This is a genomic window from Aliidongia sp. (assembly GCF_035943795.1).
GTDB lineage: Bacteria > Pseudomonadota > Alphaproteobacteria > ATCC43930 > CGMCC-115725 > Aliidongia.
Genome location: NZ_DASZBY010000018.1, coordinates 16,733 through 36,239, shown reverse-complemented (window position 1 = coordinate 36,239; position 19,507 = coordinate 16,733). Strand labels below are relative to the sequence as shown.

Below are 19,507 nucleotides of genomic sequence, written 5' to 3'. Positions count from 1 at the left end.
GTCTTTAGCTTTTCCGATCCGCCGCCGGCACCTTGGTCGGGAAGTGGTAGCCGCAGGTCGGCGGGAATTGCCAGTCGCCGGGCAGCTCGGCCAGCGACGGGCCGCCGGGGTTCTGGGCGGCCTGGTAGGCGCGGATGCCGGGCGCCCAGGTGCTCTTGATATAGGCGATGGTCGCGTGGATCTCGGCCGGCGACAGCTTGCCCTCGAACGCCGGCATCGTCGTCCGGTAGCCGGCCGGCGCGAACGAGGCGACGCTGTGTGTCACCAGTTCCGTCAGTTCGGCATCGGAATGCTGCCAGGTATGGCCGGTCGCATCATGCGGCGGGGCCGGCAGCAACCCATCCGGCCCCGGCTCGTGCCAGTCCGGCTGGCCTTCGAGATGGGCGCCATGGCACGAGGCACAATTCGATTGGTACAGCACGGCGCCGGCCGCGATTTCGCGGGGATCGTCGCCCGGCACGACCCATCGGGGCCGTGCCGGGACGAGGGCGAAGCCGGCGAGCACGAGGCCAGCCGCAGCCAGTACCGCAATGCCGGCGCCAAGCGCGATGACCGACCGTCGGCTCACGAGGCGAGCGACATCAACTTGGCGGCCATCTGATCCGGGTCCGTCTCGTGGGTGAAGTTGGTGACGAACCGGCCGGACGGATCCATGACATAGATGATCGAGCTATGGTCCATGTCATAGCTGCCGTCCTTGGTCGGATGCTTGGCGGCATAGACCCGGTATTCTTTCTCGGCCTTGCCGACCTGGTCGCTCGAGCCGGTCAGGCCCACGATGTCAGGCGCGAAGCTCGCCACATAGTCCTTCATCACGTCGGCCGTGTCGCGTTCCGGGTCGATCGTGATGAACAGCGGCACCATGGACTGGCGCTTGTCGCCCAGCTTGTCCAATGCCAGGGACAGGTCGTTGAGCGCCGTCGGACAGGCGTCGGGGCAATGGGTGTAGCCGAAATAAACCAGCAGCCATTTACCCCTGAAGCTCTGGTCGGTCACGGTCTTGCCGTCCCGCGTATCGACCAGCTCGAACGGGCCGCCGATCTTCGTGGTCGACCCGCCGCCCCGCCACTTGTCCCAGACAAGGCCACCGGCCAGCAGGATGCCGATCAGCAGCAGGCCCGCAATGGCGACGAGCCCGCCGATCTGGACATTCCTCAGGCGGCTCATCCCTTGTGCCCCGCCATGGTGCCCATGTTCATCGGCGCCATCGATCCCGAGGCGCCGGCCGGGCCGGAGGCCCCGACCCCCCCGACGGTGACGGTCGTTTCCACGGCACCGGCCTTCTCGAACGTGAGCGTCAGCGGAAAGCTCTGCCCGGCGACGAGTGGCGCCTTCAGGTCCATCAGCATGATGTGGTAGCCGCCCGGCGACAATGTCACCGCCTGGCCGGCCGGCAGCGGCACCGCGTCGACCTGGCGCATCTTCATGATGCCGCCGTCCATCGTGTGCTCGTGGAGCTGTGCCGCGCCGGCAACCGGGGTGGCGGCGGCGACCAGACGATCGCCGGCCGGTGCCGTGACGGTGGCGTAGGCGGCGCCGATGGTCGATTTGCCGGGCGTGGCCCGCGCCCAGGCCTGGGTCACCTGGACCGGGGCCGCGGCGGGCGATTGGGCGGCGGATTGGGTCTGCTGGGCCAAGATGGCGGCACCGACGGCAATGACGGCGGCAAGCGCGCTGAACGGAAAGCGACGAAACTGCATCGCGGAAGATCCTTTGAACGGGAAGGCCTCGAACGCGCGCCTGGGGCGGCGGAGGTCGGAAATCGCGGGCGAGCGGGATCAGGCCGCGCCCGGCGGACCCCGTGCCTGGGCACCGGCAACGGCGCTCCCGATCTCGAGACTGGCCTGCAGGCGCCAGACGACGAGGACCATGAGATCCGGTCCGCGGATTTCCGGAGCGTCCGGCGGCGGCAGGAAGCCCCAGGCGGCGGCCGGGGCTTGGCACAGCGGGCAGGCCGTATGGAGCGCCTTGTGCGACGGACCCGGCACGGTACCATGACCGGTCGTACAGATCGGCGCATTGCCGAGCGGATCGGTGCCCATGGCGAACGCGAGGGCGCCCGGGAACACCAGTTGGGCCAGCAACGCCACGAGCGCCAGCACGGCGCCGAACCGGCACCGGGAGCGAACCCGTCGAAAGCTGGCGATACCCCGTCGCATGGTCGCGATCCTAACCGATCGCGTCACCCGGCGGCAGGACATTCCGTCGCACGCTGCATTGCGTCAGCCGGACCCGGCCGTGGCGATTGACCGGCGCGCCGCCCGCCCCGACACTGCCTGCTCCCGAGATCAACAGGAGGACTCGCCATCGCCCTCGTCGGCAAACGCACCACCCAGCGTCTGCGCCGTCCCCAGGCACTGTTCTTCTCGCGTCGCCTGTGGCGCCGTCGGCTGGTATTCTGGGGCGGCGCGATCGCGACCGGCCTGGTCGGCGCGGGCTTCGCCATCGCGGCCAACCGGGCGAGCCATCTGTTCGAGCTGATGATCGCCTGGTCGCCCTGGTTGCCGCTTGCCGTGACGCCGGCCGGCTTCCTGGTGTCGGCCCTGGCTTGCCGCCGGATCTTCCCCGGCGCCCAGGGCAGCGGCATTCCGCAAGCCATCGCGGCACGGCATGTCCGCGATCCGGCGGGACGGGATCGGCTGCTGTCGATCAAGCTGACCGTCGGCAAGGTCCTCCTCACTCTGTTCGGTCTGGTCTGCGGCGCCTCGATCGGCCGCGAGGGGCCGACCGTGCAGGTCGGCGCCTCGATCATGCTGCAGGCCGCACGCCTGGGCGGCATGGGTCGCGAACGCGGCCTGATCCTGGCCGGATCGGCCGCCGGCGTCGCCGCCGCCTTCAACACCCCGCTCGCCGGCATCGTGTTCGCGATCGAGGAGATGGGTCGCAGCTACGAGCACCGCACCAACGGCCTGATCCTGTCGACCGTCATCCTGGCCGGCATCGCGTCGATCGCGCTGTTGGGCAACTACAGCTATTTCGGCGTGACCACCGCCAGCATCGGGCCGCTCGCCGACTGGCCGGCCGTGATCGCCTGCGGCCTGGCCGGCGGGGTCGGCGGTGCCGTCTTCAGCCGACTGGTGCTGGCCGGAACCAGGCGCCTGCGCGCCTTCGTGACGCGGCGGCCCAATCGGAACGCCATGATTGTCGCCGGCTTGGCCGGGCTGATCGTGGCGGTGCTGGGCATCCTCAGCCACGGCAGCGTCTACGGCACCGGCTATGAGCAGGCGCGCGGCGCGCTCGAGGGCACGCCGCTGCCCTGGACCTACGCGCCGATGAAGCTGGTCGCGACCCTGGCCTCGACGCTGTCGGGCATTCCAGGCGGCATCTTCGCGCCGTCGCTGTCGGTCGGCGCCGGCCTGGGCAGCGCCATCGCACCCTTGTTTCCCCAGACCTCGGCTGGGGCGATCGTCGTGCTGGGCATGGCCGGCTATTTCGCCGGCGTGGTCCAGGCACCGATCACCGCGTTCGTCATCATCGTCGAGATGACCGCCGACCATGGCATGGTCATTCCGCTGATGGCCGCGGCCGTGCTGGGCTTCGGCACCTCGCGGCTGATCTGCCCCGAACCGCTGTATCATTCGCTGGCCGAACATTTCATCGAAACCGCGCGGGCTGCCTCGGCAGCCGACGCGCCCCAAGAAGCGACGGAGGAAACATGACGAACCCTACCAAGACCGCCCTGGTGATCGCCGCCGGCCAAGGCATCGGTGCGGCATCGGCCCGCGCGCTCGCGGCCCAGGGCTGGCGGGTCGGCCTGATGTCGACGTCGGATGCCTGCGAGACCCTGGCCCATGAGCTGGGCGGCTTCGCCCGGCGCGGCTCGGTGACCGAGACGGCGGACCTCCAGGCCCTGGTCGACCTGGCCCTGGCCGAAACCGGCCGCATCGACGCGGTCGTCAACAACACCGGCCACGGCGCCGGGTCGAGCGACGTCACCCAGGCATCGACCTACGATCCGGACGGCAACCACCATCTGCTCGACATCACCGACGCGGAATGGCACCACGGGCTCGATCTCTATCTGCTGAACGTAGTGCGCATGGTCCGGCTGGTGACACCTGTCATGCAGCGCCAGGGCGGCGGTGCCATCGTCAATATCTCGTCCCTGGGCACGGTCGAACCGCGCCCGGAATATCCGCTGAGCGCGCTGCGTCTGGCCCTGCACGGCTTCACCAAGCTTTATGCCGACCGGCATGCCCGCGACGGCATCCGCATGAACAACGTGCTGCCCGGCTTCGTCGAGAACTGGCCGGTCACGGATGCGGTCCAGCGCGGCATACCCCTGGGTCGCGCCGTGAAGCTGAGCGAGATCGCCGACAGCGTCGCCTTTCTGCTGTCAGACGGGGCGGGCGCCATCACCGGCCAGAACATCCTGGTCGACGGCGGGCTCGTGCGCGGCGTCCGATGAAGCCGGCGTATTTTTGCCAAAATCCTGCGGATTTAAAAGTTGTACGATGTCACACCCTTGCATAGAGTGGAATAGGCCCGTCACCCCCTCACACGCGTGGCCGCTTCAGGTCCGGGCGTCGTGATATGGGTTTTGCCGAGTTCTTTGCCGATCAGCGCCTCGCCGCGCTGTATGCCTACTGGTCGGGCAAGCGGGGCGCCCGCCCGATGCCGGGCCGGGCAGACATCGATCCAGCCGAGTTGCGTCTGCTGCTGCCTCACCTGCTGCTGATCGACGTCGTCGACGGCGGGCAGGATTTTCGCTATCGCCTGGTCGGAACCGAGATCGAACGGCAGATCGGTCGCCAAGTCACCGGCCGCATGATCGGCGAGGCCCTGAGCGGCGACTACCTGGCCTATATCCTGTCGCTGCACCGGCGCGTCCTCGCCGAACGCGCGTCCGTCTATGCCGAGAACAGCTTCAACGAAGGTCGGGCCGGCTTCGGCTTGCTGGCCGACTACAAGCGCACGTATCGCCTGATGCTGCCCCTGTCCAAGGATGGCACCGAGATCGACATGATGCTGTGCGGGCAGGTGTTCCAATCCAACCGGGCGCGGGCCGACGAAGAGATCCTGCTGATCGATTCTGATGTCCGGTAGCCCTCCCTGAAAGAGAGGGCTACCGGCATCGCTCAGCCGATGACGGCGCGGATCCGACGGACGCCGGCCGAGGACGACTGTTCCTTCTGGATCTTGAATTTGCCGATGTCGGCCGTGTTCTGCACGTGCGGGCCGCCGCAGAACTCCATCGACTTGTCGCCGATCGTATAGACCGAGACCTGGTTGCCGTACTTGTCGGAGAACAGGCCGATCGCACCCTTCTTTCGGGCATCCTCGAGCGACAGCACCTCGTTGGTCACCGGGATAGCGGCATCGATCGCCGACTGCACCCACTGCTCCGCTTGCGCGACCTGTTCCTTGGTCATCGCCGCCGGATGGGAGAAGTCGAAGCGCATGCGCTCCTGCGTGATGTTCGAACCCTTCTGCATCACATGCTCGCCCAGGATCTCGCGCAGCGCCGCATGCAGCAGGTGGGTCGCGGTATGATAGCGCACGGATTCTTCCGACAGGTCGGCGAGACCGCTCTTGGCCGCTTCGGTCTTAGAGGCTTCGCGATGTTCGGCGAAGCGCCGCTCGTAGCCCGCCATGTCGACCGTGAAGCCCTGCTCGTCCGCCAGTTCGCGGGTGAATTCGATCGGGAAGCCATAGGTATCGTACAGCTTGAACGCCGCTTCGCCCGGCAGCACGTTCTGGTTCTGCGTCTTCAGGTCCTCGATCTCCTTGCCCAGCAGGCGGATGCCGGTCTTCAAGGTGGTGTCGAATCGCTTGTATTCGAGCGTCAGCTCATGGGCGATCCGCTCGGCATTCTGCCGCAGTTCCGGGTAAGCATCGCCGAACAGGCCGATCACCACCTTGTGGGTCTCGACCCAGTCGGTCGGCTGGATGCCCAGCGTATCGCAGAAGCGGATGGCGCGGCGGATCAGGCGGCGCAGCACATAGCCGGCGCCCTGGTTCGACGGTGTCGTGCCGCGCTCGTCGCCGATGACGAAGACCGAGGTGCGGAGATGGTCGCTGATGACGCGCAGGGCCCGCAGCAACGCAGGCGTCGCGCGGATCTCCGCCTCGGAGAACTTGCCCTTGGCGATCAGCGCCTCGACGATCGGCCGGAACGACGAAGTCTCGTAGACCGTCTCGACCCGGTTCAACACGGCCAACGTACGCTCCAGGCCCATGCCGGTATCGACGTTCCGCTTCGGCAGCTCCGAGATCTGGCCCGCCGAACGGCTATAGGCCATGAACACGTTGTTCCAGATCTCGACCCAGCGGTTGCACGGGCAGCCGGGCCGGCAGTCGGTCCCGCGCTCGCAGGTGCCGCCGATCGGGTTGTAGAAGATCTCGGTATCGGGACCGCACGGGCCTTCGTCACCGGCCGCCCACCAATTGTCCTCGATGCCCAGGAACGCGATGCGCTCTTCCGGCACGCCCAGCTTGCGCCAGACCTGGTAGGAAACCTCGTCGCGCTCGACGCCCAGACCGCCGCCGAAGCAGCTGACCGCGATGCGTTCCTTCGGGATCGCGAGCCAATCCGGGCTGGTCAGGAATTCCCAGCTCCAGGTGATCGACTCTTCCTTGAAGTAATCGCCCAGCGACCAGTTGCCCAGCATCTCGAAGAAGGTCAGATGGGTGGCGTCGCCCACTTCCTCGATGTCGTTGGTGCGGATGCACTTCTGCGTATCGACCAGGCGGGTGCCGGCCGGATGGGGCTGGCCCATCAGGTAGGGCACGAGCGGGTGCATGCCCGCGGTCGTGAACAGCACGCTCGGGTCGTTCTCCGGGATGACCGAGGCGCTCGGGATCACGGCATGGCCACGCTCGGCGAAGAACTTCAGATAGAGGGAGCGCAGGCGGTCGCCGTCGATCTTCAAGCTGCCAGGAGTATGTCCGGTATCCAAGGCTGAGAACCTTCATCAAGAGCGTGAACGGGCTTCCCGGAAAGTTGGGCATTCGCCCTTGGCCTGTCAAACGCTTCTTCGGCGCAGGCGACCCCGCCTGCGCTCTTGTCTCGGGCGTCTCGGCCGACCGATTGCCGGACGTTCGGGCGCGTGGATGGGATTGCCGTCGTCGATCCCGCGGCCCGCGCCATCGGCCGACGCCGTTCGCCGGCGCCGACGGCTGCGGGCCGCCCGGGAATTTGCCGCGCCATCCCGGCCTCGCCTGGAATCGGTCGGGACCGTCCCACGCTGAACAAAGCGTTAACCTCGACAGCCTAGGAGAGTGGAAGATCACGGAGAACGCGCGGAATTTTCGATGGACCCGAAGTGGGCGTCATATGGCCAGATGGCCGAACTTCTCGACAGCCTGAATGTCGCCGTCTGCCTGTTCGACGACGACGACCGCACGGTCTTGTGGAATCGTACCTTCCTGCGGCTGTTTCCCGAGCATGACGGCGCATTGCGCGAAGGCGAGCCCTATAGCGAGAATCTCTACCGGTTCTACCGGCTCCGGCTGGGCGCCGGGGAGTTGCCCCATATCGACCGCTACGTCGCCGACGGCGTCGCCCGCCACCGCGCGCAAACCCGCCCGTTCGTGTTCGAGCATCGCGGGCATTGGCTTCGGGTCGGGTCCCAGGCACTGGCCGATGGCGGCCGCATCCGCATCTGGACCCAGATCGCAGCACCGGGGGGCGGCGATCCCGTCGCGGCCCACGCACTCGGCAGCGCATCCGCGGTCAACGACAGTGCGATCATGGCGAACGTCGCCGACGGCGTGATGCTGCTGGACGCCCAGGGCCGGATCACCCAGCTGAACGAACCCTGCCTGCTGCTGTATGGCCTGGCCAGCCGGGAGGAGGCGATCGGCCGGCGCTATGAAGAGTTGCTCGCCGCGATCTGGCAGGCACAGTCGCCCTATCAGACCCCGCCCCGTTCCGACGAGCACTGGTCGCAGATCCTGGTCGAGCATCGGCGTTTCGCCGGCGCGCCGTTCGAGGTGCAGCTGCCGCGCGACCGCTGGCTCCGCGTCATCGAGCAGCCCGGTCCGGACGGAATCGCCTATAGCAGCCACGTCGATATTTCCGAACTGAAACGCCAGCAGCGCGAGATCATGCAGGCGAAGGAGACGGCGGATCGGGCGAACTCGGCGAAATCGGCATTCCTCGCCATGATGAGCCACGAAATCCGCACACCGATGAACGGCATCATCGGGATGAACCACCTGCTGCTCGACAGCGGGCTGGACGAGCGCCAGCGCTTCTATGCCGAAACCGTGGGGAATTCCGCCGAGACGCTGCTCGGCATCATCGACGACGTGCTCGACGTCTCGAAGCTCGAGGCCGGCAAGCTCTCGCTCGAGGCGATCCCGTTCGATCTGGATGCGCTGATCGACGGCGCGATCCGGCTGATGGCACCAAAAGCCCGCGAGCGTGCGCTGACGCTGCGTCGCGACCGGCCGGCCGGTGGCCTGGGTCCGGGCCATGTGCTGGGCGACCCGGGGCGGATCCGGCAAGTGCTGCTGAACCTGATCTCGAACGCCGTGAAATTCACCGAAACCGGCGGAGTGGCCATTGCGGCGATGGCCGCGCAGGACGGCCGGGATATTGCGATCGAGGTCTGCGACACCGGCATCGGGCTGGACCCGGCCACGATCGACAGGCTGTTCCAGCGCTTCGAGCAAGCCGACGGCACCATCGCGCGCCGCTTCGGCGGCACCGGCCTCGGCCTCCACATCTCGCGCCAGCTGGTCGAGCTGATGGGCGGCCGGATCGGTGCTGAGCCGCGCCCCGGCGGCGGCAGCCGGTTCTGGTTCACCCTGCCGCTCGGCATGCCGATCGAGACAGCGGCAACGACTGACGCGGCCCCGGCCGCCCCTGCCGTCGCCACCCCTCGCGGCGGACGAATTCTCGTCGTCGAAGACAATCTCATCAATCGTATGGTCGTCGATGAAATCCTGTCCCAGGCAGGATTCGCGGTCGAGATCGCGTCCAGCGGACAAGCGGCGATCGACCGGATCGCGGAGAGACTGCCCGACCTGGTGCTGATGGACGTCCAGATGCCGGGCATGGACGGGCTTGAAGCCACGCGGCGGATCAGGGCGCTGTCCGAGGCAGCGCGTGCCGTGCCGATCGTGGCGCTGACCGCCAACGCCATGGAGGGCGACCGGCAGCGCTGCCTCGCCGCGGGCATGGTCGACCATGTCGCCAAGCCGTTCGATCCGCGCGGCCTGATCCGCATCGTCGACCGCTGGATGCGCCGGAGCGACGCGCCGCCCGCCGATTAGCGCTTGCCCGGCGGCCCGCTTATCCCTATTCGATCCATCGACATGCTCGCAGATCTTCTGCTCTTCGCCGCCGCGTTCGGCGCCGGCATCATGAACGCGGTCGCCGGCGGCGGCTCGTTCCTCACGTTTCCCGCGCTCGTCTTCGCCGGCGTGCCGTCGATCATCGCCAACGCATCCAGCACGGTGGCGCTCTTTCCCGGCAGCTTCGTCAGCGCCTGGGCCTATCGCAAGGATTTCAAGCCGTTCGACGGCGTCGGCATGGGCGCCATCCTGGGCGTCAGCCTGATCGGCAGCGTGCTGGGAGCGTTGCTGCTGCTCTGGACGCCACAGCGGACGTTCGATGCGGCCATCCCCTGGCTCCTGGGGGCCGCCACCCTGCTGTTCGCCGTCGGCAGGCATGCGACGCCCTATCTGAAACGGCTCGTGCGGATCGGCCCGGCAACCTTGCTGTCGGTGCAGTTCGCGATCGCGATCTACGGCGGCTATTTCGGGGGCGCCATCGGCATCCTGATGCTGGCGATGTTCGGCCTGTTCGGGCTCGACGACATCCACCGCATGAATGCAATGAAGACCTTGCTGGCCGGCACGCTCAACGCGGCCGCGGTCGTCTGCTTCGTCCTTGCCGGCAAGGTGTGGTGGGATCAGACGGCGATCATGTTCGTGGGTGCGATCCTGGGCGGCGTCGCCGGCCCGGTCGTCGCCAAACGCATGAAGCAGAGCCATCTGCGTATGGTCATCATCGCGATCGGCGTGATCATGACCGTGGCGTTCGCGCTCCGCCGCTGAGGCGAGCCGGCCCGGCGGCGCGAACCACCGGACCGGTCTCGGTCAACCAACGCTACTGATGGGGCGCCTCGCCCTGCGGCTCGCGATGCTCTTCCGCCGGATGGGCCGCCGGCTGAGGATGCGGCGGCTCGGCCTGGCGGGCCGCTGGTGCCGGCAGGGGGTGAGGCTCCGGCGAACGTGCCTCGGGTTGCGGGTGCGGCGCCGGCTGAGGATGCGGCGGCTCGGCCGGACGGGCCGCTGGCGCCGGCTGGGGATGGGGCTCAGGCGGACGTGCCTCGGGTTGCGGGTGCGGCACAGGCTGAGGATGCGGCTCGGGCGGTCGCGCGCCGGGCTCCGGATGCGGCTCGGGCCGGATGGCCGGCTCCGGATGCGGCACCGGTGCCACGTGTTCCGGCGGATGGCCCGCGGGCTGATGCTCCGGCGGACCTGGCGGTCGGCCGCCCTCGGGCGGATGGCCGCGCGGCGGCAACGGCGGCGGCGCCTCGCGATGCCGCGGCGGTGGCGGTGGTGCATGGCGTTCGAAGCGCTCGCGCTCGGCATAGAACGGCCGGTCGTGATAGTGGCGTCCCCAATAGTCGCCGAACGAGAAGGTGACGACCGGCAGGCTCAATTGCGGCCCATAGACCGCGATCGGCACGCGCTGGTCTTCATAGGGATAGGCCAGCGCCTGGCCATCGACCCAGCCGCGCGCGTCCTGGTACGACACGTCGCACCAGTTGTAGCCGTCGAGGCAGCCATAGAGCGTCACGGGCGTGCCGGGACCGAAGCTGCCGAGCGACGGATAGTCCGGCGCCGGACCGGCCTCGATATTGACGCTGGTGGTGGTGTAGGCGGTCTGTTGCGCCAGGGCCGGCAGGGCGAACAGGGATACCGCCAACCCGCCGAAGATCGAAATTCTTTTCATTTTTTTGGCCGCTCCGATCGTCTGAACGCTGCGAGCCATCGCCTCGCTTCGTCAGGAACAACGGGAAATGCCGGGATTTGGTTCATATGACGCGATAGGCTGGCGTTGCCACAACGACCGGAAGTCCGATGATCAAGACCGTCTCGTCCAAGCTCGTCTATCAGAATACCTGGACCAAGGTGCGCGAGGACGTCATCGAGCGCGCCGATGGTTCGCGTGGTCTTTATGGCGTCATCGACAAGATCGACTTCACGCTGATCATCCCGCGCCAGGGCGACCACCTGTGGCTGGTCGAGCAATATCGCTATCCGGTCGAGGGCAGGTTCGCGGAATTCCCCCAGGGCGCCTGGCACGACCGGCCCGATGCGGATCCGGCCGAGGTCGCCGCCGGCGAATTGCGCGAGGAGGCGGGCCTGATCGCGGCCGAGTTGACGCCGCTCGGCTTCTTCTATTGCGCCTACGGCATGGCAAGCCACGGCTGTCATGTGTTCCTGGCCACGGACCTGACCCAGACCGAGCGTGCGCCCGAGATCGAGGAACAGGACATGACCGTGCGCAAGGTGACCGTCGATGCCTTCGAGGACATGATACGGTCCGGCGAGATCCGCGACAGCAATTCGATCGCGGCCTGGACGCTCTACAAGCTGAAAGTTTGAGCCGGGGCGACGCTCAAATCTTGCGCCAGACCCGCCCGTCGCGTGCCAGCAGTTCGTCGGACTGGCGCGGTCCCTGGGTACCGGCCTCGTAGTTCGGGAAATCGCGCGGCCGGCGGTTGGCCCAGGCGTCGAGCACCGGCTGCACCACCTTCCAGCCGGCCTCGACGTTGTCGGCGCGTTGGAACAGGGTCGCGTCCCCGATCATGGCGTCGTAGATCAGGGTTTCGTAGCCGGTCGAGGGCGCCGACTGGAAATAATCCTTGTACTGGAAGTTCATCTTCACATTGCCGATGTCGAGCGCGGTGCCCGGGATCTTCGCGCCGAACTGCAGCGATACGCCCTCGTCCGGCTGGATGCGGATCACCAGCAGGTTCGAGCCGACATCCTCGACCGGCGTGTCGCGGAACACGGCGATCGGCGCCCGCTTGAACTGGATCGCGATCTCGCTCATCCGGCGCGGCAGCCGCTTGCCGGTGCGCATGTAGAACGGCACGCCGGCCCAGCGCCAATTGTCGATGTTGAGCTTCAGGGCGGCATAGGTCTCGGTCATGGAGTCCGCCGCGATCTTGGGCTCCGCCCGATAGGCCCAGACCGGCTTTTCATTGAGCACGCCCGCCCCATATTGGCCGCGCACCGCATCCGTCAGGACGGAGGCCGCGTCGAGCGGACGGACGGAATCCAGCACCTTGACCTTTTCCGAACGCAGCGCGTCGGCGGCGAACGAGGTCGGCGCCTCCATGCCGATGAAGGACAGCAGCTGGAACATGTGGTTGGGGATCATGTCGCGCAGCGCGCCGGTCTTTTCGTAAAAATCGCCGCGCGTCTCGACGCCCACCGTCTCCGCCACCGTGATCTGCACATGGTCGATATGGTCGCGGTTCCATAGCGGCTCGAAGATGCCGTTGGCGAAGCGGAACACCATGATGTTCTGGACCGTCTCCTTGCCCAGGTAATGGTCGATCCGATAGATCTGCCGCTCGGCCAGCACCGCCTGCAGATCGGCGTTGAGCGCCCGGGCCGAGGCCAGATCGTGGCCGAACGGCTTCTCGACGATCACCCGACGCCAGGTCTCGCCTTGTTCCCGGGTCAGCCCGGACGCGGCCAGGCGCTCGACGATGGTCGAGAAGAAATCCGGTGCCGTCGCAAGGTAGAACAGGCAATTGCCGATCGAATCCGGTCCGCCGCCCGCTGCGGTCAGGTCGTCCAGCAGCGCCTGGTAGGTCGCCGGATCGTCGAACGCGCCCGATTGGTAAGACACGCGCGAGACCAGATCGTCCCATTCGTTCATGTCGACGTCGGTCGTCGCGAAATCCTTGATCGCCTTGGTGAAATCCTCGCGGAATTCCTCGTTCGGATGCTCGCTGCGCGCGACGCCGATCAGCCGGAAGCCTTCGGGCAGCAGGCCGGCGTGCTTCAGATTGTAGAGCGCCGGGACGAGCAACCGCTTGGTCAGATCGCCCGACGCGCCGAAGATCACCATGGTGCAGGGATCGGCCTGCCGGCCCGTCTTGAAGAGCGACGTCATGCTGCCTCCGCTTTCCGTCTCACCAAACCGGTGCGTCAACTGTACAGGAAATTGCGGTCAGATCTCTCGATAAGACAGCAACAGGAAGCCAATGAAGATGAAGCAGACCGGCCAGACCCAGCCGGCGATCTTGTTGCCCGGCGGATCCAGTCGGATTTCCAGCCAGCGTGACCAGCCCGCCGCTACGCTGGCGAGCGCCAGCGGCGTGTGGGTGAGCTCGATCAGCAGCTGGTCCTTCACATTGGCGATCGCGTGCTGATGGGTCAGCAGCAGGGCGCCGCCCAGTGCCGTCATCAGCGGGAACACCAGGGCGGCCTTCGTCTTGGCCAGGCCGCCGACCCGCACGCGCCATTCGAACAGGCCGAATACCAGGGTCAGGGCCACGAACATGCGGTGCTGCACGACCTCGACGTCGCGGAAACTGACCCAGAACCCCTCCTCGCCCAGCGGCCAGACCTCCGGATCGGACCGCAGGAACAGGAAGACGGCGAGGCCCAGCAGCACGAGCGGCCAATGTTTCGTCACCGGTCGCGCGAGCTTCGCCTGGTTGGCCAGCGCCGCCAGCCCCATCAGCAGCACGAACAGGCCGGACCAATGGTGATTATATTCCGACCACCTGATGTCATCGAGATTGCGCGGCGGCAGCAGGCCGGAGCCGGGAACGAAGGCGGCCGGCGGGTTCTTCTTCTGCTCCTCGGCCTCCTGGTCCAGCTTCTGCTGCAGCGCCGGCAGGGCGAGCGATGCGTGGTCGGGCGAGGAGAGCGACGGGACCTGCGGCGTGTTGCGCTCGACGATTTCGGACCAGCTGACCCGGTCCGTCGACAGGTCGATCGCCGGCGCCACCGAGGTCAGCGAGGCGGCTGCAAAGAACAGGGTGAAACCGATGCCGATCTCGACCTCGGCGAAGCGCTTCAGCCGACCGACCGGCGTTGCCGGATTGCCGCGCAGCCGCTCGACCAGCAGGTAGTTCATGCCGCCCAGCGCCAGCAGGCCGGCGAACATCGCCATCTTGGCGCCGACCATGACGCCGTAGGCCGTGCCATAGAAGCCGGCCACATCGCCGACGTAGAGATAGGTCATGGTGGCGCCCGACACGAGGATGCAGGCGACGCCGACCATCGACATCTGGGAGAAGCGCTTGCCGATCCGGCGCCAGGCGCTGCCGTCGTGGCAGCGGCCGAGCGCCATGACGAAGCTGGGGATGCCGCCGATCCAGATCGCGGCGCCCAGCTGGTGCAGCCCTTCGACGATCAGCAGCGGCACGCGGCCCTCGAGCCGGGCATTGGCGTGGGTCGTGAGCGTCGCCGCCACCAGCTCCAGGATCACGACGCCGATCATCAGCGGCCGCGACGCGCGTCGGAAGCCGAAGGCGAGCACGACCAGCAGCAGCGCCGCCAGGATCTTGATCTGGCCGGCGACGGCGAAATCGGCGGTCATGACGTCGTTGAAACCGAGGTCGACCGTGCCGACCAGGACTGCACCCTGCAGCGCGATGGTCGCAGCCTCGCAGACGATGAGGGCGACCGCCGACCAGCCGGCGATGCGTCGCGTGCGCGCCACGATGTCGTCGCCGACCGCGCCCAGCTCGTCCGCGAACGGCCGCGCCAGGAACACCAGGAACAGGATGCCGCCCAGCGCCATGGATTGGGCGACGATGGTCAGCCCGTGCAGCAGGACCGACAGGTAGCCGAACAGGTCGATGAGCAGCGCCATGGCGGTTCAGTTCCCTCCGACGGTGAAGGGCACGTCGCCGCGGGTGATGTGGCCGTCGATCGCCAGAACCTGCCAGCGCAGGGTATAGGCGCCGGGCGGCAGGCTCGCCTTGGTGTCGAGCCGATCGTCCGCGCCGGCTAGGTCGATCGGCAGCACCCGCTGGCTCTGGTCCGGCAAGGTGAGCGTCAGGCGCGAGCGCTTGTGATCGATGCGGCTGTTGAAGCGCAGGTCGAACGCGATGTCCGGCCCCTGGGCGGTGGCGTTCACCGCCGGCACCGATTCCATCAGGATCGCGTGCGCCGCGGCCGGAAGCGGGACCGCCATGAGACCGAGCAGCAGAACCGCCGAAAAAGCCTTTGAACCGGCCGAGATCGATCGCGTCATCAGATACACAAATCCGTTTGGTTCCGGGGGCCGGGGAAGAGATCCCGGCCATGCCCGTGGGTTTAGCGCAGGGTTTTCCGCGCGTCCACCGCGGGGACGCGCGGCAGACGGCCACGCCGGGAATGACGGGTACCGCGGGCTGCGGCAGATTTCGTCGCAGGATTGCAGCGGCGACGCCCGCTGTCCTAGACTGGCGCCATGACCCCGCGCGTGTTCCGCACGCCGCTTCGCCGGCTGCTGACCGCCCGGCCGCGGCTGTACCTATCGACCCTGATCGGCATCGCCGTCGGCGCCCTGCTGCCGCCCAGCATGGGTGCCGCCCTGCGCGTGCTCGTCGGCTGGAACGTCGCCAGCGGACTCTATCTGATCTTCGCCTTCATCATGATGCTGCGCTCCAGCCCCCGCCAACTGCGGCGGCGCGCCTTCATGCAGTACGACACGCGCTGGGTGATCCTGGGCCTGGTCGCCGGCTCTGCGGTCGCGACCCTGTTCGCGATCGGCCAGGTGCTGGGCAACCTGCGCCAGATGCCGGCGGAGACGGTCTATTGGCATGTGGGCCTGAGCGGTCTGACGCTGATTTCGTCCTGGATCCTGGTCAACGTGATCTTCGCCCAGGCCTATGCGTACGAATATTTCGGGCCGCGCCAGCGCAAGGAAGGCCCCTCGGCCCTCGCCTTTCCCGACGACGTGCAGCCCGATTACTGGGACTTCATGTATTTTTCCATGTGCATCGGCATGACCTGCCAGGTGTCCGACGTGGCGATCCGCTCGCGTATCCTGCGCCGGGTCGCGACGATCCACGCCATGCTGTCGTTCTTCTACAACACGGTCGTGCTCGCCCTCACGGTCAACATTGCGGCGAGCCTGCTCTAAGCCAGGCCCGCCGCGAGCCGTCACGCCGCGAGCGCGCTGGCGTCGGCCAGCGCCTTGACCGCCGGATAGTCGACCTTGCCGGTGCCCAGCAGCGGCACCTTGTCGACGACCAGGATCTGCCGCGGCACCATGATTTCGGCGATGCCCCGCGCCTTGGCGCCGGCCATGAGGTCGGCGGCGGCGGCGTCCCGGCGCGAAGTGACCAGGATCAGCCGCTCGCCCTTGCGCGGATCCGGCGCCGCCACGACCGCATGGGCCTCGTCGGGCCAGACCGCCTGGGCCAGGTTCTCGGCGACGGACAGCGAGACCATCTCGCCGGCGATCTTGGCGAAGCGCTTCGCCCGGCCGAGGATGGTGACGAAGCCGTCCGCATCGATGTCGACGATGTCGCCGGTGTCGTACCAGCCGTCCGCCGGCGGCTGCAGCACGCCCGGCGCATCGGCCTTCAGGTAGCCCGACATGACGTTCGGCCCGCTGACGAACAGCCGTCCGCCCTTGTCGATGCCCGGCACCGGCTCCAGGCGATGCTCGATCCCCGGCAGCAGGCGACCGACCGTGCCGGTGCGGAAATGCGACGGCGTGTTGAGCGACACGACCGGCGCCAGCTCGGTAGCGCCATAGCCCTCATAGATCGGCTTCTGGAACTTCTCCCAGAAGATCGCCCGGGTTTCGGCCTTGACCCGCTCCGCACCGGCGACGAGGAAGCGCAGCGAACGCAGGTCCTCCGGCTTCGCCTTGCGGGCATAGCCGGTGAGGAAGCTGTCCGTGCCGAACATGATGGTCGATTGCTCGGCGTAAACCAGCTCCGGCACCAACTTGTAATGCAGTGGCGAGGGATAGAAGAAGGTGCGGACGCCGGAGGTCAGCGGCAGCAGGGTGCCGCCGGTCAGGCCGAACGAGTGGAACACCGGCAGCGCGTTGAACAGCTTGTCCGACGGGTTGATGTCGACGACCGAGCGCACCTGCCCGCAGTTGGACAGCAGGCTGCGATGGCTCAACACCACGCCCTTGGGCGTGCCTTCCGAGCCGGAGGTGAACAACACGACCGCCGCCGCATCCGGATCGGTCGCGGCACCGGGCAGACGGCGCGGCCGCCAGCTGGCGAGTTTGCCTGCCAGCTTGTCCCACAGGCCGACCGAGGCGCGCAGGTCCTCCAGATAGACGACCCGCGCCCGGGTCGAAATCGCCTCGATCAGCTTGTCGAGCTTGCCCTTCTCGACGAAGGCGCGCGAGGTGACGATCGTGCTGAGCTCGGCCGCCCCGCAGGCGGCCAGCATGCTGTCGCTGCCGACCGAGAAGTTCAGCATCGCCGGCACCCGGCCGTAGGCATGCAGGCCGAAGAACGCGATCACCACGGCAACCGAATTCGGCAACAACAGACCGACCCGTTCGCCCGGTTTCGACAGGGCTGCAAATTTGCGGCCGAGTATCGCCGCACCCAGCACGATCCGGGAATAGGTCGCCTCGTTGCGCAGCGCATCGGCAATGATCGCCTGCCCGCGATCGAACTTGGCCCGAGCCTCGAGCAGGGCGGCGAACAGCGAATTATCCGCATTCTCCGGCCGGAACGCGGCCTCGGTCATGACGTCGCCCATGAAGGCCGTCAGCAGTTCGCGCCGCCGCTTGCCCTTGAGCTCGGCCGGAACATCGACGGGGCGCGGCGGCAGGACGGTCATGCGGAACCGGGGGAACCAGCGCTGGCGCAGCTTGTCGCCCATGCGCGAGGTCTTGTGGAACTGCAACCCCTCGATCCGGATCGGCAGCACCGGCGCGTCGGCCTTGTCGGCGATCGTGCCCGGGCCGTCGTAGATCTTCATCAGGCCCCCGGTGACCGAGATGCGGCCTTCCGGGAAGATCACCAGCACCCGGCCTTCCTTGACCGCCTTGACCATCGACTTCGTCGCCATGGCGTTCATCGGGTCGACCGCGAACACGTCGACCACGTATTTCAGGTACCAGAACTTCGCCGCCTGCAATGTGTCGATCGCGAACACCGGCGATCCCGGCAGGTAGGCCGCGACGAAGCAGCCGTCGAGGAACGACAGGTGGTTGACGACGACGACCGCCTTGTCGCCGACCGCCAGCGCATGCTCCATCCCGACAATCTCGGCTCGATGGAAGGTCTGGAAATACCAGCGCAGGATCGAGCGGAACATCTCTTGCGGCAGCAGCCGGCAGATCTGTACGGCGACGACCAGGTTAGCGGCGGCGGCCAGTACCAGGATGGTCGTGCCGGCCATGCCGAGGGCGGCCAGCGCGCCGGTGACGATGGCGCCGGCCACGATGAAGCCCGCGTTCATCACGTTGTTGGCGGCGACCATGCGCGAGCGGCGCGCCGGGTCCGACCGTTCCTGCAGGATGACGTAGAGCGGCACCGAGAACACGCCGCCGCACATCGCGAGCAGGAACAGGTCGCCGAACATGTGCCAGCCGGCAAAGCTGCGGACCACGTCGAAGACCGAGGCGAGATCGCCGGCCGAGGCGCAGGTCCGCGCGAAATCCCAGGTGAACAGAGACAATCCCAGAGCGGCGAACGGCACGTGCCGGGCCGAGACCTCGCCCTTGAGCAGCCGGCCGCACAGGATGGAGCCGGCGCCGACGCCGACGGCGAACACGGTCAGCAGCAGGGTCACGACCTGGCTGTCGGCATGCAGCGTGTTCTTGGCGACCACCGGGAATTCGGCGAGCAGGGTGGCGCCGATGGTCCAGAACCAGCTGAGCCCCAGGATCGACAGCCAGACCGGTCGGTTCGGCCGGGCTGATTTCACCAGTGCTACGGTTTCGCGAAGGATGTTCCACGACACGGGCGTCGGCGCCGATTTCGACGGCGCCGGCAACACCTTGTAGCCCGCGAACGCACCGACGAGCGCCATGACGATGCCCAGGCCCGAGACGATGACCGGACCAGCATCCAGCAGGATCAGCGCGCCGCCGGCGATGGTCCCGACCAGGATGCCGCCGAATGTGCCGGCTTCGATCAGCGCATTGCCGCGCACCAGCTCGGTTTCGGCCAGGTGATCGGGCAGGATGCCGTATTTGAGCGGGCTGAAGAAGGTCGCCTGGATGCCGAGGCCGAACAGCACGGCGAACAGCATCGGCAGATTGCCGATCAGGAAGCCGGCGGCCGCCAGCACCATGAGGCCGATCTCGTAGAGCTTGACGATGCGGATCAGCCGCGCCTTGTCGTGCTGGTCGGCCAATTGGCCGGCCGTGGCCGACAGCGCGGCATAGGGCAGGATGAAGGCGCCGCCGGCCAGCGCCACCAGGCTTTCGCCGCCGGCGATCATCATCTTGTAGAGAATGAGCACGGCCAGCGCGTTCTTGAACAGGTTGTCGTTGAGCGCGCCCAGCGTCTGCGTCACGAGCAGAGGCAGGAAGCGGCGCGATTTGATGAGCGATTCGGACATTGCTGTCTCCGGATCCGGTGACGTTCGGGGTGATGGG

General features: G+C 67.3%; 17 protein-coding genes. 7 read left to right on the top strand and 10 right to left on the bottom strand.

Features of this window, described 5'->3' with window-relative positions; translation table 11 throughout:
• Positions 1–4: 4 nt before the first annotated feature.
• The 4 genes from VGV37_RS03055 to VGV37_RS03040 form a co-directional block, all read right to left on the bottom strand.
• Positions 5–568 carry a cytochrome c gene (locus tag VGV37_RS03055; RefSeq protein ID WP_326878139.1) on the bottom strand — a complete coding sequence of 188 codons (564 nt, stop codon included), beginning with the start codon at positions 566–568 and terminating at the stop codon, positions 5–7.
• Positions 565–1,167, bottom strand: coding sequence for an SCO family protein (locus tag VGV37_RS03050; protein ID WP_326878138.1), 603 nt, complete (start codon positions 1,165–1,167; stop codon positions 565–567). The genes VGV37_RS03055 and VGV37_RS03050 overlap by 4 nt, the downstream gene beginning before the upstream one ends.
• Positions 1,164–1,700: a copper chaperone PCu(A)C gene (locus VGV37_RS03045; protein WP_326878137.1), complete on the bottom strand. Its 537-nt coding sequence runs from the start codon at positions 1,698–1,700 to the stop codon at positions 1,164–1,166. The genes VGV37_RS03050 and VGV37_RS03045 overlap by 4 nt, the downstream gene beginning before the upstream one ends.
• A 78-nt stretch (positions 1,701–1,778) precedes the next feature.
• Positions 1,779–2,159: a hypothetical protein gene (locus VGV37_RS03040; protein ID WP_326878136.1), complete on the bottom strand. Its 381-nt coding sequence runs from the start codon at positions 2,157–2,159 to the stop codon at positions 1,779–1,781.
• A 321-nt stretch (positions 2,160–2,480) separates the two neighbouring features.
• Between VGV37_RS03040 and VGV37_RS03035 the strand changes: the two genes are divergently transcribed.
• The 3 genes from VGV37_RS03035 (at position 2,481) to VGV37_RS03025 (ending at position 5,046) form a co-directional block, all read left to right on the top strand.
• On the top strand, positions 2,481–3,659 hold the full coding sequence (locus tag VGV37_RS03035; protein WP_326878135.1) for a chloride channel protein: 1,179 nt from the start codon (positions 2,481–2,483) through the stop codon (positions 3,657–3,659).
• On the top strand, positions 3,656–4,408 hold the full coding sequence (locus VGV37_RS03030) for an SDR family oxidoreductase (RefSeq protein WP_326878134.1): 753 nt from the start codon (positions 3,656–3,658) through the stop codon (positions 4,406–4,408). Before VGV37_RS03035 ends, VGV37_RS03030 begins: the two co-directional genes overlap by 4 nt.
• A gap of 125 nt (positions 4,409–4,533) precedes the next feature.
• Positions 4,534–5,046: a PAS domain-containing protein gene (locus tag VGV37_RS03025; RefSeq protein ID WP_326878133.1), complete on the top strand. Its 513-nt coding sequence runs from the start codon at positions 4,534–4,536 to the stop codon at positions 5,044–5,046.
• Positions 5,047–5,078: 32 nt separating this feature from the next.
• On the opposite strand, the gene VGV37_RS03020 is transcribed toward VGV37_RS03025, so the two are convergent.
• The gene (locus VGV37_RS03020) at positions 5,079–6,899 is read right to left on the bottom strand and encodes an alanine--tRNA ligase (protein ID WP_326878132.1); all 1,821 of its coding nucleotides are present in this window, start codon (positions 6,897–6,899) and stop codon (positions 5,079–5,081) included.
• Between the two features lie 355 nt (positions 6,900–7,254).
• Here VGV37_RS03020 and VGV37_RS03015 point away from each other — a divergent pair, with 355 nt between their 5' ends.
• Both VGV37_RS03015 and VGV37_RS03010 read left to right on the top strand, forming a co-directional pair.
• Positions 7,255–9,222 (top strand): hybrid sensor histidine kinase/response regulator, encoded by a 1,968-nt coding sequence (locus tag VGV37_RS03015; RefSeq protein ID WP_326878131.1) that lies wholly within the window; start codon positions 7,255–7,257, stop codon positions 9,220–9,222.
• A gap of 42 nt (positions 9,223–9,264) precedes the next feature.
• Positions 9,265–10,008, top strand: a complete 744-nt coding sequence (locus VGV37_RS03010; RefSeq protein WP_326878130.1) for a sulfite exporter TauE/SafE family protein — start codon at positions 9,265–9,267, stop codon at positions 10,006–10,008.
• 52 nt (positions 10,009–10,060) lie between these two features.
• Here the strand turns inward: VGV37_RS03010 and VGV37_RS03005 are convergent, their stop codons facing one another.
• Positions 10,061–10,912 carry an SH3 domain-containing protein gene (locus tag VGV37_RS03005; protein WP_326878129.1) on the bottom strand — a complete coding sequence of 284 codons (852 nt, stop codon included), beginning with the start codon at positions 10,910–10,912 and terminating at the stop codon, positions 10,061–10,063.
• A gap of 128 nt (positions 10,913–11,040) precedes the next feature.
• Here VGV37_RS03005 and VGV37_RS03000 point away from each other — a divergent pair, with 128 nt between their 5' ends.
• Positions 11,041–11,568 (top strand): NUDIX hydrolase, encoded by a 528-nt coding sequence (locus VGV37_RS03000; protein WP_326878128.1) that lies wholly within the window; start codon positions 11,041–11,043, stop codon positions 11,566–11,568.
• A 13-nt stretch (positions 11,569–11,581) separates the two neighbouring features.
• On the opposite strand, the gene zwf is transcribed toward VGV37_RS03000, so the two are convergent.
• From zwf to VGV37_RS02985, 3 genes are read right to left on the bottom strand one after another with little or no spacing between them, the layout of a single operon-like run.
• The gene (gene zwf / locus VGV37_RS02995; protein ID WP_326878127.1) at positions 11,582–13,093 is read right to left on the bottom strand and encodes a glucose-6-phosphate dehydrogenase; all 1,512 of its coding nucleotides are present in this window, start codon (positions 13,091–13,093) and stop codon (positions 11,582–11,584) included.
• 57 nt (positions 13,094–13,150) lie between these two features.
• Positions 13,151–14,806 carry a copper resistance D family protein gene (locus tag VGV37_RS02990; protein WP_326878126.1) on the bottom strand — a complete coding sequence of 552 codons (1,656 nt, stop codon included), beginning with the start codon at positions 14,804–14,806 and terminating at the stop codon, positions 13,151–13,153.
• Between the two features lie 6 nt (positions 14,807–14,812).
• On the bottom strand, positions 14,813–15,190 hold the full coding sequence (locus tag VGV37_RS02985; protein WP_326878125.1) for a copper resistance CopC family protein: 378 nt from the start codon (positions 15,188–15,190) through the stop codon (positions 14,813–14,815).
• Between the two features lie 198 nt (positions 15,191–15,388).
• On the opposite strand from VGV37_RS02985, the gene VGV37_RS02980 reads away from it, so the two are divergent.
• Positions 15,389–16,063 carry a DUF1345 domain-containing protein gene (locus tag VGV37_RS02980; protein ID WP_326878124.1) on the top strand — a complete coding sequence of 225 codons (675 nt, stop codon included), beginning with the start codon at positions 15,389–15,391 and terminating at the stop codon, positions 16,061–16,063.
• A gap of 20 nt (positions 16,064–16,083) precedes the next feature.
• Here the strand turns inward: VGV37_RS02980 and VGV37_RS02975 are convergent, their stop codons facing one another.
• Positions 16,084–19,470 (bottom strand): acyl-[ACP]--phospholipid O-acyltransferase, encoded by a 3,387-nt coding sequence (locus VGV37_RS02975; RefSeq protein WP_326878123.1) that lies wholly within the window; start codon positions 19,468–19,470, stop codon positions 16,084–16,086.
• Positions 19,471–19,507: the final 37 nt, after the last annotated feature.

Coding starts and splice junctions, on each gene's coding strand:
- VGV37_RS02990 (WP_326878126.1), bottom strand. CDS start 14,806: ATGGCGCTGCTCATCGACCTGTTCGGCTACCTGTCGGTCCTGCTGCAC.
- zwf (WP_326878127.1), bottom strand. CDS start 13,093: ATGACGTCGCTCTTCAAGACGGGCCGGCAGGCCGATCCCTGCACCATG.
- VGV37_RS02975 (WP_326878123.1), bottom strand. CDS start 19,470: ATGTCCGAATCGCTCATCAAATCGCGCCGCTTCCTGCCTCTGCTCGTG.
- VGV37_RS03045 (WP_326878137.1), bottom strand. CDS start 1,700: ATGCAGTTTCGTCGCTTTCCGTTCAGCGCGCTTGCCGCCGTCATTGCC.
- VGV37_RS03030 (WP_326878134.1), top strand. CDS start 3,656: ATGACGAACCCTACCAAGACCGCCCTGGTGATCGCCGCCGGCCAAGGC.
- VGV37_RS02980 (WP_326878124.1), top strand. CDS start 15,389: ATGACCCCGCGCGTGTTCCGCACGCCGCTTCGCCGGCTGCTGACCGCC.
- VGV37_RS03000 (WP_326878128.1), top strand. CDS start 11,041: ATGATCAAGACCGTCTCGTCCAAGCTCGTCTATCAGAATACCTGGACC.
- VGV37_RS03010 (WP_326878130.1), top strand. CDS start 9,265: ATGCTCGCAGATCTTCTGCTCTTCGCCGCCGCGTTCGGCGCCGGCATC.
- VGV37_RS03035 (WP_326878135.1), top strand. CDS start 2,481: ATGATCGCCTGGTCGCCCTGGTTGCCGCTTGCCGTGACGCCGGCCGGC.
- VGV37_RS03015 (WP_326878131.1), top strand. CDS start 7,255: ATGGACCCGAAGTGGGCGTCATATGGCCAGATGGCCGAACTTCTCGAC.
- VGV37_RS03050 (WP_326878138.1), bottom strand. CDS start 1,167: ATGAGCCGCCTGAGGAATGTCCAGATCGGCGGGCTCGTCGCCATTGCG.
- VGV37_RS03025 (WP_326878133.1), top strand. CDS start 4,534: ATGGGTTTTGCCGAGTTCTTTGCCGATCAGCGCCTCGCCGCGCTGTAT.
- VGV37_RS03005 (WP_326878129.1), bottom strand. CDS start 10,912: ATGAAAAGAATTTCGATCTTCGGCGGGTTGGCGGTATCCCTGTTCGCC.
- VGV37_RS02985 (WP_326878125.1), bottom strand. CDS start 15,190: ATGACGCGATCGATCTCGGCCGGTTCAAAGGCTTTTTCGGCGGTTCTG.
- VGV37_RS03040 (WP_326878136.1), bottom strand. CDS start 2,159: ATGCGACGGGGTATCGCCAGCTTTCGACGGGTTCGCTCCCGGTGCCGG.